The 16369-nt window shown below is 63.9% G+C and carries 16 protein-coding genes; 11 read left to right on the top strand and 5 right to left on the bottom strand.

Going from position 1 to position 16369, the window contains the following annotated elements; all coding sequences use genetic code 11:
• The first annotated feature begins 176 nt into the window (after positions 1-176).
• The 4 genes from L0G76_RS08440 to L0G76_RS08425 all read left to right on the top strand — a co-directional run bounded on the left by L0G76_RS08440 (position 177) and on the right by L0G76_RS08425 (position 3506).
• Positions 177-671: a MarR family winged helix-turn-helix transcriptional regulator gene (locus L0G76_RS08440; protein WP_304356852.1), complete on the top strand. Its 495-nt coding sequence runs from the start codon at positions 177-179 to the stop codon at positions 669-671.
• Positions 672-748: 77 nt separating this feature from the next.
• Positions 749-1435 (top strand): GNAT family N-acetyltransferase, encoded by a 687-nt coding sequence (locus tag L0G76_RS08435; protein ID WP_304356851.1) that lies wholly within the window; start codon positions 749-751, stop codon positions 1433-1435.
• A gap of 133 nt (positions 1436-1568) precedes the next feature.
• The gene (locus tag L0G76_RS08430; RefSeq protein ID WP_304356850.1) at positions 1569-2282 is read left to right on the top strand and encodes a hypothetical protein; all 714 of its coding nucleotides are present in this window, start codon (positions 1569-1571) and stop codon (positions 2280-2282) included.
• Between the two features lie 39 nt (positions 2283-2321).
• Entirely contained in the window at positions 2322-3506 is a 1185-nt protein-coding gene (locus L0G76_RS08425; RefSeq protein ID WP_304356849.1) for an FAD-dependent monooxygenase, read from the top strand.
• 94 nt (positions 3507-3600) lie between these two features.
• On the opposite strand, the gene L0G76_RS08420 is transcribed toward L0G76_RS08425, so the two are convergent.
• The 5 genes from L0G76_RS08420 to L0G76_RS08400 form a co-directional block, all read right to left on the bottom strand.
• Positions 3601-4050, bottom strand: a complete 450-nt coding sequence (locus L0G76_RS08420; RefSeq protein ID WP_304356848.1) for a hypothetical protein — start codon at positions 4048-4050, stop codon at positions 3601-3603.
• 23 nt (positions 4051-4073) lie between these two features.
• Complete coding sequence (locus tag L0G76_RS08415; protein WP_304356847.1) at positions 4074-5180, bottom strand: adenosine deaminase; 1107 nt, start codon at positions 5178-5180, stop codon at positions 4074-4076.
• 72 nt (positions 5181-5252) lie between these two features.
• Positions 5253-6398, bottom strand: a complete 1146-nt coding sequence (locus L0G76_RS08410) for a BMP family ABC transporter substrate-binding protein (protein ID WP_304356846.1) — start codon at positions 6396-6398, stop codon at positions 5253-5255.
• 24 nt (positions 6399-6422) lie between these two features.
• Entirely contained in the window at positions 6423-7592 is a 1170-nt protein-coding gene (locus tag L0G76_RS08405) for an amidohydrolase (RefSeq protein WP_304356845.1), read from the bottom strand.
• 137 nt (positions 7593-7729) lie between these two features.
• Positions 7730-8845, bottom strand: coding sequence for a mannose-1-phosphate guanylyltransferase (locus L0G76_RS08400; RefSeq protein ID WP_304356844.1), 1116 nt, complete (start codon positions 8843-8845; stop codon positions 7730-7732).
• A 355-nt stretch (positions 8846-9200) separates the two neighbouring features.
• On the opposite strand from L0G76_RS08400, the gene sdhC reads away from it, so the two are divergent.
• The 7 genes from sdhC to L0G76_RS08365 all read left to right on the top strand — a co-directional run bounded on the left by sdhC (position 9201) and on the right by L0G76_RS08365 (position 16106).
• The gene (gene sdhC, locus L0G76_RS08395) at positions 9201-9578 is read left to right on the top strand and encodes a succinate dehydrogenase, cytochrome b556 subunit (protein ID WP_235351111.1); all 378 of its coding nucleotides are present in this window, start codon (positions 9201-9203) and stop codon (positions 9576-9578) included.
• Between the two features lies 1 nt (position 9579).
• Positions 9580-10029 (top strand): succinate dehydrogenase hydrophobic membrane anchor subunit, encoded by a 450-nt coding sequence (locus L0G76_RS08390; protein WP_304356843.1) that lies wholly within the window; start codon positions 9580-9582, stop codon positions 10027-10029.
• 10 nt (positions 10030-10039) lie between these two features.
• Complete coding sequence (gene sdhA, locus L0G76_RS08385) at positions 10040-11800, top strand: succinate dehydrogenase flavoprotein subunit (protein ID WP_304356842.1); 1761 nt, start codon at positions 10040-10042, stop codon at positions 11798-11800.
• A complete protein-coding gene (locus L0G76_RS08380; protein ID WP_304356841.1) occupies positions 11800-12597 on the top strand; it encodes a succinate dehydrogenase iron-sulfur subunit in 798 nt (265 codons plus the stop codon). The genes sdhA and L0G76_RS08380 overlap by 1 nt, the downstream gene beginning before the upstream one ends.
• 219 nt (positions 12598-12816) lie before the next feature.
• Positions 12817-14076 carry a D-alanyl-D-alanine carboxypeptidase family protein gene (locus tag L0G76_RS08375; RefSeq protein ID WP_304356840.1) on the top strand — a complete coding sequence of 420 codons (1260 nt, stop codon included), beginning with the start codon at positions 12817-12819 and terminating at the stop codon, positions 14074-14076.
• A gap of 526 nt (positions 14077-14602) precedes the next feature.
• A complete protein-coding gene (locus tag L0G76_RS08370) occupies positions 14603-14770 on the top strand; it encodes a hypothetical protein (RefSeq protein WP_304356839.1) in 168 nt (55 codons plus the stop codon).
• A 253-nt stretch (positions 14771-15023) separates the two neighbouring features.
• The gene (locus L0G76_RS08365; protein WP_304356838.1) at positions 15024-16106 is read left to right on the top strand and encodes an FUSC family protein; all 1083 of its coding nucleotides are present in this window, start codon (positions 15024-15026) and stop codon (positions 16104-16106) included.
• The last annotated feature ends 263 nt before the right edge of the window (positions 16107-16369 follow it).

The following is a 16369-nucleotide window of genomic DNA, read 5'->3' as shown; positions in this document are numbered from 1 at the left end:
CTGCCGGGTCTTTTGGCCCAGCAGGTGCGTTGACGGATGCAACAACCATGACCACTTTATTCCCAAACGACCCCGTCCATCCAAACGTGCAGGCCAAATCAGCCGATGAGTAAGAAATATCTCGAGAAAAAGTATCTTTGTGCCAAAGAATCTTGATCTGGACGTAAAATCGGATCATGGACGAGGTTGATCGGATTGTCGCGGCGTGGCGCCACGAGCGCCCGGACCTCGATGTCTCTCCGATGGAAGTACTCTCTCGCGTCTCCCGACTGGCTCGCCAATTGGACCTGGCGCGGAAGTCGAGCTTCAGCGAATACGGCATCGAAGGCTGGGCATTCGACGTGCTCTCTGCCCTGCGCCGATCAGGTGAGCCCTATCAGCTCTCTCCCTCCACTCTGCTGCAGGAGACACTGGTCACCAGCGGCACGATGACCAACCGCATCGACCGGCTCGTCACCGCCGGATGGGTCGAACGACTGCCCGATCCCGGTGATCGCCGAGGTGTGCTCGTGCGTTTGACCGCCGACGGTCGCGCCACGGTCGACTCGGCACTGGCCGATCTGCTGGTCAAGGAGCGCGAAATCCTCGGCGACCTGACTCCGGCAGGACGCCGCAAGCTCGCATCCCTGCTGCGCCAGCTCTCGACCGGATTCGACGCCGACGAGAGCTGAACCCCAGTCACGAGGCGAACCCGGGCAGACGCCGCAGACCGTAGGAAGAGTTCAATGACGAACGATCAGGAGATGTCATGACCGACGCGAACCTCACCGATTGGGCCGGGGTCAAGCCACCTCGGCGGGAGACGATCCACGGCCGCTATGTCGACCTCGAACCGCTCGATGCCCAACGGCACTCCGACTCGCTCTTCGCAGCAGCCTCGGCGGAGGGATCGGATGAGCGTTTCCGGTACCTGCCGCAGACTCCGCAGACCGAGCGCAACGACTTCGATGCGTGGATGACCACGGCATCCGAGTCACCGGATCCCCTGTTCTTCGCCGTGGTCGATCGCAGCACCGGGCGAGCCGAGGGCCGACAGGCGCTGATGCGCATCGACGCGGTCAACGGCGTCATCGAGATCGGCAACATTCTGTGGGGCCCGGCGCTGTCACGCACTCGCGGAGCCACCGAGGCTCTCTTCCTCTTCGCCGACCTTGCCTTCGCCAGCGGTTACAGGCGCTTCGAATGGAAGTGCGACAACGACAATGCCCCGTCGAAGAAGGCAGCGACCCGCTTCGGCTTCACGTTCGAGGGCCTCTTCAGGCAGCACCTCGTGATCAAGGGCCGCAATCGCGATACCGCCTGGTTCTCAATCATCGACAGCGAATGGCCCAGCCTGCGCGCCGCTTTCGTGCAGTGGCTCGACGAGGACAACTTCGACGAATCCGGAGCGCAGAAGTCCAGCCTGAGCGAGCTCATGCCGGCCCGCGTTGAGTAGGCACACGCGAACCGAGCAATCGGGCCCGGATCAGCGCGTCCACCGGTGCGACCGCAGTCTCTCGGATTAGGCTGGAAGGCGAGATCGGGTCCCAGGCCCGCACACCGCCACGTCGACCACCCCTCGAGGAACCATGCGAATTCGCTCACTTGCCCTCCTGACCACCGCCGCAGTGCTGGCCACGATGACAGCATGTGTTCCCACCTCGGACGAGACCCGCCCCGAACAACGCCCCTCCGTGAGCAAGGAGGAGGTCACTCCGATCGAGACCCCGGATGACGCTCCTGCGGTCTCCGTCGTCGACTCCTCCCCCGGCGGCGCGAAGGATTCCGATCCCCTGTGGCAGGGCCTCGCCGAGGCGGCCGCGAACAAGTCCGAGACCTACCTCAAGGTCTATGTCCACACGGCCAACCCCGACGTCCCCGATTCCGGCGAAGCCACCGTCACCGCCGATACCCCGGACAGTGTCAGTGTCACCGTCGACGCCGAGAACGTCGACGCCGAGAAGTCACCCTTCCTGCTCATCCACGGAACCTTCACCGTCGAGGAGGTCGGCGGATCCGCTTACACCCTGACGGCGAAGGACTCCGATGACATTCCGGAACTCGACCCTAAGGGCCCCGATGACGAAGCCCGGTGCACGGCCGGCGATGCTCAGGACCGAATCTCGCTGGCTGCACAGGACCTGGCCGATGATCCGGACACACGCGAGGACTTCCGGCAGCAGTGGGGCGCCTCTCCTCAGGTCTGGTGGGGAATTCAGAAGACCGCGATCAGCCTCAACAAAGAGGGCGGAGTCGCCGGTGACTTCCTCACCGAGGCCTGCGGCGAGTACCTTCAGCAGTAGACCAAGCACCCCGAATCTCGCCAGGGAGGACCGAACCCCATGAGAATCGCGATCGTCGGAGCCGGGATCGGCGGGCTCTCAACCGCCGTCGGTCTCCAGCGGGCCGGGGCACAGGTCACAGTGTTCGAAAGGGCCGCCGAGGTGCGTGCCGGCGGTTCGGGTCTGTCCGTCTTCGCCAATGGGCTCAGGGCACTGGAATCGCTGGGGCTCGGCCCTCAGTTCGCGGCGATCACAGACAAGCAGGCCGAGTCCTTCGCCGCGGGCCAGCGACGGCCCGACGGACGTTGGATCGCGCAGATTCCCAGCGACAGCGTCGGAGAGCTGCGCATCGTCGACCGAGCCGACCTGCATCGGATACTGCTCGATGCCCTCGATGAGGGAACCGTGCGCACCAACGCCTTCGTCACCTCGACGAGCATCGATGGAGCGGTGACGATCGGGTCTGAGACGGAAGCGGATTCTGAGGCGGACGCTCTGGAGCGGTTCGATCTTGTGATCGGCGCCGACGGACTCAACAGCCAGGTGAGGGACACCGTCGAGCCCGGAATCGGACCACGCTACTCGGGCTATTCATGTTGGCGTGGGATCACCGAGCGCCCGGTCGACCTCGATGGAGCCGCTGGCGAGACCGTGGGTCGGGGCCTGCGCTTCGGCATCGCACCGCTCAAGGACGGGCGCGTGTACTGGTTCGCGGTGGCGAACATGCCCAAGGACGCCAGCTTCGCCGATGACAAGGCCGCAGTGCGCGACCTGTTCTCCGGCTGGCACGCACCGATCGCCGAGCTCGTCGATGCAACGCCGTCGGCACGCATCCAGCGGACACCGATCTCAGACCTCGCCGCACCCCTGTCGACCTACCACCGGGGACGCGTCGTCCTCCTCGGCGACGCCGCGCATGCGATGACTCCCAACCTGGGGCAGGGCGGCGGACAGGCACTGGAGGACGCCGCGACACTGTCCGCGCTCCTGGCACCGGTCATCGCGACTGTCGCGAACTCCGCGGACGACGCGGCCGAGGTCGACTCTCAGCTGCGCCGCTACGACCGTCTGCGGCGGACGCGCAGTCAGTCGATCGCGGCGAAGTCACGCGCCCTCGGCGCCGTCTTCCAGATTCGGTCCCCGCTGCTCTCTGGACTCCGCGATGCGGTCTTCACCGCCGTGCCATCGAGGTTCACAGCCGCCCAAGCCGCCAGCGTGCAGAGGTGGGAGCCGCCGGGAAGGTGAGTGACGCACCTGATATCGATTCGGTTCAAAGACGCGGCGCGTCTGGGAATTTCGTCCACTCTGGGCATTGATCGCGGCACCGAGGTCTGAGGCCTCAGCCCTCGAGCGCCCGGTTGTAGGCGTCGACGACCGGGGGCAGGAAGTACCCCAAAAGCACCGCAATCGCTGTGACCAGGCACGCCAGACCGAGCCACAGGGACCCGGCGATGACGCTGAAGGCGAAGACGATGACGAGCAGTTCGAAGGCGATCGCCGCCGGCCGGGCCCAGCGATGCAGTTTCCACGATCCCCGTGCAGCAGCGGCCACGCCGGCGGCGAAGATGAGGAACATGACAGCCAGGCCCAGCAGAGATCCGGCCAGTGGGCCCGCACTGAATGCGGTGATGATGAACGACAGTGCGGACCCGAGGAGCGCCAGGACCTGGATTCCGAGAACAACGACGACCAGCAGCATCGCTCGTGGGGTGTCAACGCCGTGACCGGCAGGCTCCGCAGAGCCGGCCGTGCCCTCTGGGCCACCGGGTTCGGATGATTCGCCGGGCACGGACGAATCCTTGTCCCGTGAACTCAAATGTCCACCCGGGAGAATCCTGGAATGAGGATCTCGTCGAGCATGCGTTCACGCACGTCGAGGGGCAGGAATGCTGCGGTGATCGCGTTGACGGTGGCCCATTCGAGGTCGGTCTGGGTCCAGCCGGCCTCCTCGACGAGCAGGCGCATCTCACGCGTGACCGAGGTCGCTGACATCAGCCGGTTGTCCGGATTGATGGTGACGGCGAAGCCCAGATCCTTGAGTCCCGTGATGGGGTGGGAGGCGATGGTGCCGCCGATGTCGGTCTGCAGATTGGAACTGGGACACAGTTCGAGCGGGATCTGCTGATCGAGGACCCACGCGGCCAGATTGCCCAGCTGTCCCTCACCTTCGACGATGTCCATGTCTTCGACGATCCGGGCTCCGTGGCCGATGCGCTGGGCATGGCAGATGGTCAGAGCCTCGTGGATCGAGTTCTTGCCGGCCGCCTCGCCGGCATGGATTGTGACGGGCACGTAGGCCTGGTGGAGTGCGTTGAATGCGGACAGGTGCGCCGAGGGCGGGAAGCCGTTCTCCGGACCGGCGATGTCGAAGCCGACGACGCCGGATTCCGATCCCTTCTCCCGGTGCCTGATCGCCAATTCCGCAATGGCCAGGGAGTTGTCCGCCTGGCGCATGGCTGTGATGATCTGGCCGACGCGGATGAACTTGCCGTCAGCCGAGGCTTCGATCACTCCGGCTTCGAGTCCCTCCTGGACGGCTTCGACGACCTCGTCGAGTTCAAGCCCGCCTTCCAGATGCTGTTCCGGAGCCCAGCGGGCCTCTGCGTAGAACACACCGTCGGCCACCTGGTCGAGCACCCATTCCTTGGCCACCCGCATCAGTCCCTCACGACTCTGCATCACGGCAACCGTGTGTGAGAACGTCTCGAGGTAGCGAACCAGATCACCGGAACTCGCGGAATCGTGATACCACTTCGCCAGAGCTTCCGGTTCGGTGGCGGGCAGTTCGTGGCCGATCGATGCGGCCAGCTCGACCATCGTGGCGGGGCGCAGGCCACCGTCGAGGTGGTCGTGGAGGGAGACTTTGGGCAACTGCAGGATCGGGTCGTCTGCTGCGACTCCGGCGGGGTTATTCAACACCCGCACAGCTTATCGGATCAGTGTGCGAGAACGATGGACGAACCGGCGGACACCGGCGATGTCTCGGCCCACTCAGGATTTCTCCGGATCGATGTCCCCGCTCTTGATCCTCTCCCGCAGATCGGTGATGCTGCGGCCCGCATCGGAGACACGGCTGAGAAAGCCGTCTTCGGCGGCGATTCCCACCCCGCCGTTGTCGATCGTGCCCTTGTAGTGACGGTCGGTGACGAGGAACCCACCCATATCGACGGGGTCCTCCTTCGACGCCTCGGGCACTTCATCGGGATTCTTGCTCTGCGGCCATTCGGCAAACATGCTGCGCAGGCCCCGGCGGATGTTCGGTTCGATCGTGGCAATGATCGTGTCGCTGAAAGCACCGGAGGCTCCGTACCAGATGATCTTCGGCAGGACCTTCTCCTCGTCGCCGTCTTCTTCAGACTCTTGGGTGCGCAGCGACTGCAGCTTGTCCGTCGCGGCAGTGACCACGCCCATCGCCGCCGCCGATCCGAAGGGCACAAGCACATCGACGTCCGAGTCATGGGCCGATTCGAAGAATGCCCGTCCCTCGTCGCTGGTGTCTGCCACTGTCCGGCCATCGGCCGCGGAGTCGCGGTGGGACTTCACCTCGTCCACGTCGTCGTCGGCTTCGTCGTTGTAGAGGTCGACTCCGGCGTCGAATGCGGAGAGAATCTCCTCGGCCTGCGGGAATCCCTGGGACACGAGCGCCCCGACTTCGCCGGTTTCGCTTGCGGTCGCGGCGATGTAGCCGGCGATGAAGGCCGGCGGCACGAGGTCGAAATCGATGCTGAGCACATTGTCCGGGAAGCCCTTGTGCCCACTGGCGACCCCCAGGAAGATCTCCTCGGGGTTGCTCCTGGCGTGGGCACCGAGTTCGTCGGCCCCGCCCGGTCCGAGCACCGTCGTCAGAGCGCAGTCCTGATCGCTCATCCTCTTCAGAGCCGCCGAGGTGGTCGCTGAGTTCGAGACCCGCTGACTCGAGGTCGCGGAGAACAGTCCCGCCGAACGCGCCAGTTCCATCTCCGCCAGAGTCAGAGCCCCGGCCGAATGGTCGTCGAAGCCGGCTGGGGCCGAGATCATGCATCCGAGTGTTTCGTCCTCGACGGGTTCGGGAGCCGTCATCGAACAGGCGCTCAGGGCCACCAGGCTCAATGCGCTGAAGCCGGCGCCCAGCACCGTGCTCATGACCTTCACTCTCATGACTCCAAGATTATCGGTTCAGTCTCAGTTCCGCTCGAGGACCTTCAACGCGGTCGCGGTGAAGATGCGGGCGGCGATCTCGACGCTGCCCTCATCGATGAGCAGATCGCCCTGGTGGATGTCGTAGGTCGTACCCCCGGGAGTGCGCGTGCCCATGCGCACCAGCGCCCCGGGACAGTGGGTGAGGTACCAGGCGAAGTCCTCTCCGCCCATCGACTGCGGGGTCAGTTGGACGGAGTTCTCGCCGAGTTCGCCGCGGACTGCGGATTCGATGAGCGCGACCTGGTCTTCGGTGTTGACCACCGGCGGGACACCTCGGCGATGGTCGAGGTCGACGTCGACCCCGTACGGGCCGGCGATCCTCTCGACCAGCTCGGGGAGCACCTCGGCGACCTGGTTCCAGCCGTCGACGTCGAGGCAGCGCAGGGTGCCGCGCAGAATCCCTTCGCTGGGCACGACATTGGCCGCGTGGCCGGCGCTGATCTCACCCCACACGAGGGAGATCGCGTGGCGCGGGTCGATGAGTCGGCCCAGGGTCGAGGGCAGGTCAGTGGCGAGTTTGCCCAACGCGTAGACGAGGTCCTCGGTCAGGTGCGGCCTCGAGGTGTGTCCGCCGTGACCGGAGAGGCGGATGATGACGGTGTCGCCGGCCGCGGTGATGGCACCGATGCGCGAACCGATCCTGCCGACGTCGACGTTGGGATCGCAGTGGACGGCATAGACCTCGGGCACGTCGTCGAGGACCCCCTGGGAGATGATCCGCAGGGCCCCGCCCGGGGTGACTTCCTCGCCGGGCTGGAAGATGAGGCGCACACGTCCGCCGAGGCCGCCGGAAGTGGATTCGTGGAGTCGCTGCAGGGCGATGCCGGCGCCGATGAGGCCGGTCAGGTGCACGTCGTGGCCGCAGGCGTGCGCGACGCCCGGGACCGTCGATGCGAAGTCCTCGTCGATGAGGTCGTCGATGGGCAGAGCGTCGATGTCGGCGCGCAGGCCGACGGAGATCGGCCCTTCGCCGACGTCGCAGACGACGCCTGTGCCCTCGAGCCGCCGAGGTTCCAGACCGGCGGCCTGCAGCCGTTCGACGATCTTGTCCGTGGTGGCGAACTCCTGGAAGGACAGTTCCGGGTGCGCATGGATGTCGCGGCGGAAATCGATGAGCTCTGCACCGATCTCAGCGATTGAAGAGCTGATCACGTCTGGTCCTTCTGAGAGCGCGACGCCGTCGGGGCGCGGTTGGGATATCTGAGACATTGACTGCAATGCTAAGCACTCACCGTCACATTTGGGCGCAATGCGACCAATTTCGACACACTCAGTGCCCCGCCACCTGCCTACAGCAGATCATCGAGGCCGCGCTCCCCAGCTGCGGAGACTGCCTTCTTCACATCCTGCGCGTGGGAGCGGGAGGTGATGAGCAGGACGTCCTCGGTATCGACGACGACGAGGTCGTCGAGGCCGACGATCGCGACCGTGCGCGGCTGCTCGGACTCGGAGAAGACGACTCCGGAGGCGTCGATCTCGAGGAGTTCGCAGTTGCCGCCGATCGAGATGACACCGCTCGGCTCACCGGGCACCGGCTGACGCAGGCGGGCCACCGAGTCGAAGTCACCGACATCGTCCCAGCCGAAATCGCCGGGGATGACGATGACGCGGCCGGCCGCGGCAGCAGGCTCGGCCACGACGTAATCGATGGCACGCTTGTCCAAACCGGGCCACACCTCGGCGAGCACCTCCGCCTGGGCATCGGTCCCCCACGCCTCGGCGATCTGTGACAGGCCGGCATGCAGGGTCGGATCCTCGGTCTCGAGGACCTCCAACAATGCGGTGGCCTTTGCGATGAACATCCCGGCATTCCAGCGGTAGCGGCCGGAGGCGACGTACTCGCGGGCGGTGCTCGCTGCCGGCTTCTCGGCGAAGGCCATGGCGCGCCTGGCGGTCGGAGCACGGTCGAGGCCCAGCAGCCCGCCGGTTTCGATGTAGCCGTAGGCGGTGGCCGGGTTGCGGGGCATGATGCCGACGGTGACGATGTCGCCGGTCTCGGCGGCCGCGCAGGCCTGGTCGATGACCAGCCGGAACTCGTCGACGTTGGTGATCGAGTGGTCGGCAGAGAACGAACCGACGATCGCGTCAGGGTCTTCCTTCGCGATGAGCATGGTCGCGAGACCGATCGCGGCAGCCGAGTCCTTCGGGGACGGTTCGGCGAGGATCTTGTTCACGGACATCTCGGGAAGCTGTTCGGCGACCTGTTCGCGGTGGCTCTGCCCGGTCACGACCCACACCTTCCCAGGTCCGACGAGCGGTGCGACTCGGTCCCAGGTGGATTGGATGAGGCTCCTGCCCGTACCCAGCACGTCGTGGAGGAACTTCGGCGATGCCTTGCGCGACAGCGGCCAGAGCCGGGTTCCGGATCCGCCGGCGGGGATGATGGCGTGGAAGTGTGTGTTCACACCATCAGTGTCTCAAAGTTCGAGCAGCGACTGACCGATGTTGTCCGCCGTGTCGGGGTGAGGAGAACCGGAAGACTGCACCCAGCCGTCCTCAACCCTCACTCGTTCGCGATCGGCCCGGCCCTTCTTCGGGACAGAGCCTGACTGACCTGGTCAGCCCCGCGGACAGAATGTTTACCACACGCATGTGTGATGTAATTGCATTTCGTCGTATCCGAGATCGACGACTATGAGGGAACTGCCAGGAACTTCATGTGATCCACCACGCTCAGGTGAGACTCGACTGGCAACCAGGCGGCGTTCGGCGTAGTTTCTTGATGTACACAGTCGATTAATCCAAGATGGAGGATGCTCCGTGGCCAAAGCGTCTACGGGCACTCTGTACCGAGGAAACGAAGGAATGTGGTCCTGGGTCGCGCATCGCGTCACAGGCGTCGGAATCTTCTTCTTCCTGCTGGTCCACGTGCTCGATACTGCACTCGTCCGCGTCTCACCCGAGGCCTACAACGCTGTGATCGGAACCTACAAGACTCCGGTCATGGCCATCGGCGAGATCGCACTCGTTGCCGCGATCGCATTCCATGCGTTCAACGGCCTTCGCGTCATTCTCGTCGACTTCTCGAAGAGTGGACCGAAAAATCAGAAGAAGCTGTTCTGGGGAGTCATCATCGTATGGCTCATCATCATGATCGCCTTCATCCCCCGCCAGCTGATGCACACGTTCGGAGGATGACATGAGCACAACATCGATCCCGGCTCCGCGCACCGGCTACTCGCGGCACAAATCAACAAGTTCGAAGTTCGAGATGTTCGCGTGGCTGTTCATGCGCATCTCCGGCGTCATCCTCGTCATCCTCATCTTCGGTCACCTGTTCGTGAACCTGTGGGTCGGCGAGGGCGTCCAGGCCATCGACTTCGGGTTCGTGGCCGGCAAATGGGCCAGCCCGTTCTGGCAGATCTGGGATCTGCTGATGCTGTGGCTGGCAATGCTGCACGGCACCAACGGCCTGCGCACCATCATCATGGACTATGCCGAGAAGCCCGGCACCCGGATGGCTCTCCAGGTGATCCTCTACATCGCCTCGGCCATCGTCATCGTGCTCGGCACGCTCGTCATCTTCACATTCGATCCCTGCCCGGCCGGAGCCGACCCCGCACTGCTGGCGTCGTTCTGCCAGGCCTAAAAGGAGAAACATGCAGGTACACCAACACGACGTCATCATCGTCGGCGCCGGTGGCGCCGGGATGCGCGCAGCGATCGAATCGGGCCAACAGGCCCGGACCGCAGTCCTGACCAAGCTCTATCCCACCCGTTCGCACACAGGTGCCGCCCAGGGCGGCATGTGCGCCGCGCTGGCGAACGTGGAAGAGGACAACTGGGAATGGCACACCTTCGACACCGTCAAGGGCGGTGACTACCTGGTCGACCAGGACGCCGCCGAGGTGATGGCCAAGGAAGCCATCGACGCCGTTCTCGACCTCGAGAAGATGGGTCTGCCCTTCAACAGGACCCCCGAAGGCAGGATCGATCAGCGTCGCTTCGGCGGTCATACCCGTGACCACGGCAAGTCGGCAGTTCGCCGCTCCTGCTATGCGGCCGACCGCACCGGTCACATGATCCTCCAGACGCTCTACCAACAGTGCGTCAAGCACGGCGTCGAGTTCTACAACGAGTTCTACGTCCTCGACCTGGCCATGACCGAGGTCGACGGGGTCCGCCGTCCGGCCGGCGTCGTCGCCTACGAACTGGCCACCGGCGAGATCCACCTGTTCCAGGCCAAGTCGGTCGTCTTCGCAACCGGCGGTGTGGGCAAGGTATTCAAGACCACCTCGAACGCGCACACCCTGACCGGTGACGGCATGGCTGTGGCCTACAACCGGGGCATCCCGCTCGAGGACATGGAGTTCTTCCAGTTCCACCCGACCGGTCTGGCCGGTCTGGGCATCCTGCTCTCCGAGGCCGCCCGCGGTGAAGGCGCGATTCTGCGCAACTCCGAGGGTGAGCGCTTCATGGAACGCTACGCCCCGACGATCAAGGACCTCGCTCCTCGTGACATCGTGGCCCGGTCCATGGCCAACGAGGTGCGCGAAGGCCGCGGCTGCGGACCGAACAAGGACTACGTCCTGCTCGACCTCACCCACCTCGAGCCCGCACACATCGATGCGAAGCTGCCCGACATCACCGAGTTCGCCCGCACCTACCTCGGCGTGGAGCCTTATACAGAGCCGGTGCCGGTCTTCCCGACCGCGCACTACGCCATGGGCGGCATTCCGACAAACATCGGCGCCGAGGTGCTGGCGGACAACGACAACGTCATCCCCGGCCTCTACGCCGCCGGTGAGGTTGCCTGCGTGTCCGTCCACGGCTCGAACCGTCTGGGCACGAACTCCCTGCTCGACATCAACGTCTTCGGCAAGCGCGCCGGCATCGCCGCCGCCGAGTACTCGAAGACCGCTGACTTCGTCGAGCTGCCGGAGGCTGCCGAGAACGACACCGTCGCATTGCTCGAGAAGATGCGGACCTCGGACGGCACCGAACGCATCGGCGCCATCCGCAAGGATCTGCAGGAACTCATGGACGCCAAGGTCCAGGTCTTCCGCACTGACGAGACACTGCGCGAAGCGCTCGACGAGATCGCGAAACTGCGTGAACGTTACAACAACGTCGGCATTCAGGATCGCGGCAAGCGCTTCAACCTCGACCTCCTCGAGGCCGTCGAGCTCAACTTCCTGCTCGAACTCGCCGAGGTCATCTCCGTCGCCGCCATCCACCGCAAGGAATCACGCGGTGGGCACTTCCGGGAGGATTTCCCGGATCGTGACGACGAAGGATTCATGCATCACACGATGACGTACCTCGATCCTGATTCCGAGACCGACGGCATCAAGGGCATGCGTCTGGAGACGAAGCCCGTCATCGTCACCCGTTACCAGCCGATGGAGCGTAAGTACTGATGAGCACCGATACCTCAACCGAAACCCCGGAGCCGGCCTCGAAGATCGACCTGCCCGACCACGTCGCCGGCGACAGCGGCTCGATCAAATCGTTCGACTGCACCTTCCAGATCGCACGCTTCGATCCCGAACAGGACGAAGAAGCGCACTGGGAGGAGTACAAGGTCACGATGCATGGCACCGACCGTGTCCTGGACGCCCTGCACAAGATCAAGTGGGAGATGGACGGTTCGCTGTCCTTCCGCCGCTCCTGTGCCCACGGCGTCTGCGGTTCCGATGCCATGCGCATCAACGGTCGCAACCGTCTGGCCTGCAAGACCCTGCTGAAGGATCTTGACACGAACAAGACGATCACCGTCGAAGCGATCAAGGGTCTGCCTCTGGAGAAGGACCTCATCGTCGACATGGAGCCGTTCTTCCAGTCCTACCGTGAGGTCATGCCGTTCCTCATCACCTCCGGCCACGAGCCGACGCGCGAGCGTCTGCAGTCGGCCGAAGAGCGTGAGGCCTTCGATGACACCACCAAGTGCATCCTCTGCGCCGCGTGCACCTCGTCCTGCCCCGTTTTCTGGACCGACGGCCAGTACTTCGGGCCGGCGGCCATCGTCAACGCGCATCGTTTCATCTTCGATTCGCGTGACGAAGGCGGAGACATGCGCCTGGAGATCCTCAACGACAAGGAGGGAGTGTGGCGCTGCCGCACCACCTTCAACTGCACCGAGGCCTGCCCTCGTGGCATCGAAATCACCAAGGCCATCGCCGAGGTGAAGCAGGCGGTTCTGCAGCGCGCATTCTGATCGCGTCTTCGGCTACCCCGACCCACAATAGCGCGGCGCAGACACAGTGCTTTCGTGGGTTGAGGTAGCCGGAGGGATACACCATCCCACATCGCCGAGGCGGCCGTGCACTTTTCGTGCGCGGCCGCTTTTCGCGTTCCCCGAGCAAGTGCTGCCTGTGCTCAATCGCATGCGTTTTCCTGAGCACCTCGGTTTCTCCTCCGTCGTAGACTGGGGCGCATGCGTTCTCCCCACCCTTCCTCTGCCTCGATGACGGCGGCAGCGCGTCCGCGTTCGCTCGGAGCAGGGGTGCGTCTCATCCTCGGCGCCGCTCTCGCGCTTCTGCTCGTCGGGGCCCAACTGGCATTCGCCCCCGGGGCCGCACATGCGCACGCCAAGCCGGAGGAGAAGCAGGAGAAGGTCTACGAAACTCCCGCCGACCTCGGCGATGGGGCGAAGCCGCCGCAGCCGTTGGGCACGGCGTGGCTGGTGGGAGACCTCGACACTGGAGAACTTCAGGCAGCGCATGACATCGACAAGAAGCATGCGCCGGCGTCGACCATCAAGCTCCTGACCGCTCTTGCTCTTGTCGAGGTGCTCGATGATCCCAAGCAGAAGGTGGAGGCGAAGTTCGAGGACATGGAGATCGATGGCACCAAGGTCGGTCTCATGCAGAAGAACGAATACACGGTTGATCTCCTCTTCCATGCGATGCTGATGTCGAGCGCCAATGATGCAGCGAACGCGCTCGGTCGGGCTGCCGGAGGGCAGGAGAAGGCCGTGGCTCTGATGAACAAGAAGGCCGAAGAGCTCGGGATGACGAACACTCACGCGGCCAACACCTCGGGTCTCGACGACAAGGACCAGTACACGACGGTCTCGGACATGATGAAGCTGGCGTGGGCCGTGTGCGAAGACGACTACCTGATGAGCGTCATCGGCACCGAGACATACAAGTTTCCCGGTGGAAATAACCCGGTGACCAAGGCGAAGTTCAAAGGCTACCCGATCCAGAACCACACGAAGATCGTCGGGCAGGTCGACGGTGGGCTCGGCCTGAAGAACGGATTCACCCGACAGGCCAAGGGCGCCTACATCGCCGTCGCCGAACGTGACGGCCACCGTGTGGTGGCGACCATGCTCGGCATCGACAACAACTCCCGCCAAGCCGCGGTCGACCTGCTCGAATGGGACTTCGCCCAGAACGACCCCGAGTCCCTCCAGACGATTCCGATCGGGGAGAAGGTGACACCAAGTGCCGATCCGACGTCGTCGGAGAGCGATGCCAGCGGTGCCGACGCCGATGACCGCGCATCCGTCGGCACCGAGATGGATTCGAGTGACCGTGCAGAGGCATCTGAGTCCAAGTCCTCGGCAATGACCCTCGGCGTCTCGAATGAGAAGCTGCTCTCTGCCGGCATGCTGGCTGTTGCGGCAGCGCTTCTGGTCGCCGCGCTGATCATCGTGCTGAGGTTGCGCCGGGGCACGTCCTCGCGCTGATCCACCCAGTCACAGCACCCTGTTCCGGTTACGGAGTCTGCTCCGCTGCCCTGCCGGTGTCCTCCTGCCGGTGCTCCCCTGCATGGCGCTCTCCTGCATGGCGCTGCCCCGCCGGCGCTGCCCTGACCGTTGTTTCGACTGTCCGCACCGCTGTATTGACTGTCCGCACCGCTGTTTTGACTTCTCGTTCCCGATGCGGTTAAGCTGTTGACTTGCGTTCGAAGTTGTCCGGCTTCATTGAACCATCTGATCCACTGAGCACGATGACACGTCGCTCATGATGAGCGTTCAGATTCAGGTTCGACATTGCAAATGATTCGCCATGGACACTGTCTCACTTCGAATCGCAGATCCCCCGCCGTGAAGGATTGACCCACACTACGGTGACATCTCAGCCGGCCACCATCCGATGCTCTCGGATGGCTGCCTGCACCTCGGTGACTGCCCCGTCACCAACAAGAAAACAATGAGATCGGCATGCGTTGATGCATGCCCTTCGACGAAGCAGCTAAGAAAGGAGGGAACGATGACTCAGTTCCCACAATGGGTCCAGCGTGCTGTTGAGCATGCAGGACTGATCGATCCAACGATCAGCACACACAACGGAAAGGTCACGATCAGTGACTCCACCGGCCGCGTCGTGCTGTTCACCGGCTCGTCGCTGCGTGAGATCACGCCACTGGCTGCGGCCTGAGCGACACCGGCTGTCGGGTGCGTCTTCGCACTGCTGGGTTTTAAGCAGCGCAAGATCCGCGACAGTCTGACCTCTGCCCGACATTTCGCAGGTTCGACCTGCTGGAATGTCGGGCATTTTCATTGCCCGCCTCCGCAGCTCGCTCGTGCGGATCATGTCGCCTGCCGAGCGTCCCCTGTAGGGTGACAACTACATACACTTCTGTCCGAAGCGAGGCCCATTGCAGCAGAACTCACGGCAACAGTTATCACCATTGGCCAAACGGCCCGATGTCGTCACCGACCTTCTCCAGATCGTCAAGACCGTCATCGCGGCAACCGGCGCTTGGTGGCTGTCGGATACTGTTCTGAACTCGCAGATGCCGTTCCTGGCACCGTGGGCGGCGCTGCTGACAGTGCATGCCACCGTCCACCGCTCACTGTCTCGGGGAGCGCAGTCGACGATCGCCTCAACCCTCGGTGTTGCCTTGTCCTTCGTCATCGGCAACTACCTGGGAGTGAGCATCTGGACATTTGCCCTCGCGCTCCTGGTCGGCCTTGCCGCCGCACGTCTGCCCTGGATCCGTGATGAAGGCGTGGCGATCGCGACGACCGGAATCTTCATCCTCGGCAGCGGCTTCGACAGCCAGCAGCCCTTACTCGGGGAACGCATCTTAGAACTCTGCCTGGGCATTGCCGTCGGCATCGTCGTCAATCTCCTGGTGATTCCGCCGCTGCGGGATCAGCAGGCAGCACGGTACGTCGACAGCATCAACCGGCGTATGGGTGACATGCTGATCGACATGGCAGATGAGCTGGACCAGGATTGGGACACAGCCAATGCCGATGACTGGTTTCGTGAGACCGAATCAATGAGCGAAGAGTTGAACTCGGCGTGGCAGTCGGTCAAGTTTGCTCGTGAAAGCCAACGAGCGAATCCACGTAGGCGACTGCGTCGAAAGCGCAACCCATCGGGTGAAGCCCTGGATTCCCAGACATCGCCAGAGAACGCCAGTTACGAGAGCATACTGCAGCGGGTGGATGAGGGCATCTCCCATCTGCGCCATCTGACTCGGACTCTGCGCGAGGGATCATATGAAGACGGCGAATGGGATACCCGCTTCCGCGAACAATGGACATCCATCGTCCGGGATGCAGGTCGAGCGATTGCCGACCCAGATGCGGAGGTCGAACCGATCTTCAAGCGGCTCGAACAGCTGTCGGTGAACATGGCCGACGAGGACGGTCTCCCCGAGCGCTCCTGGCCCCTCTACGGTTCGCTGATCGCGAGCATGCAGCACATCGCCGCGATCGTCGACGACGTCGCCTCAGCCCGGGAGGCGCGCGAGGCCGCCTGAAAGCAGAGCGAAGTCCGGCGAAGCCGGCTTGGCCGCAACGACGGGACGAAACGAGGCGGGGTGTGTTTCCCTCGTGATCACAGTGGGCCGCCTGCCGGGCGCAACGGTGCGAAAGAGCGACCTGTCGCCGCCAGATGGCTGGGACAGGCCGCTCTTTTGCTATTCAGGGCAGGTCAGATTCGAGACGGATGACGTCCCGGTCCTCGGATCAGAAGTCCCAGTCGTCGTCTTCCGTGTTCTCGGCCTTGCCGATGACGTAGGAG

Origin of the sequence: Brevibacterium picturae (genome assembly GCF_030453725.1) — a bacterium.
GTDB lineage: Bacteria > Actinomycetota > Actinomycetes > Actinomycetales > Brevibacteriaceae > Brevibacterium > Brevibacterium sandarakinum_A.
The sequence above is the reverse complement of the archived record's forward strand: the minus strand, read 5'-3'. Positions and strand labels throughout refer to the sequence as shown.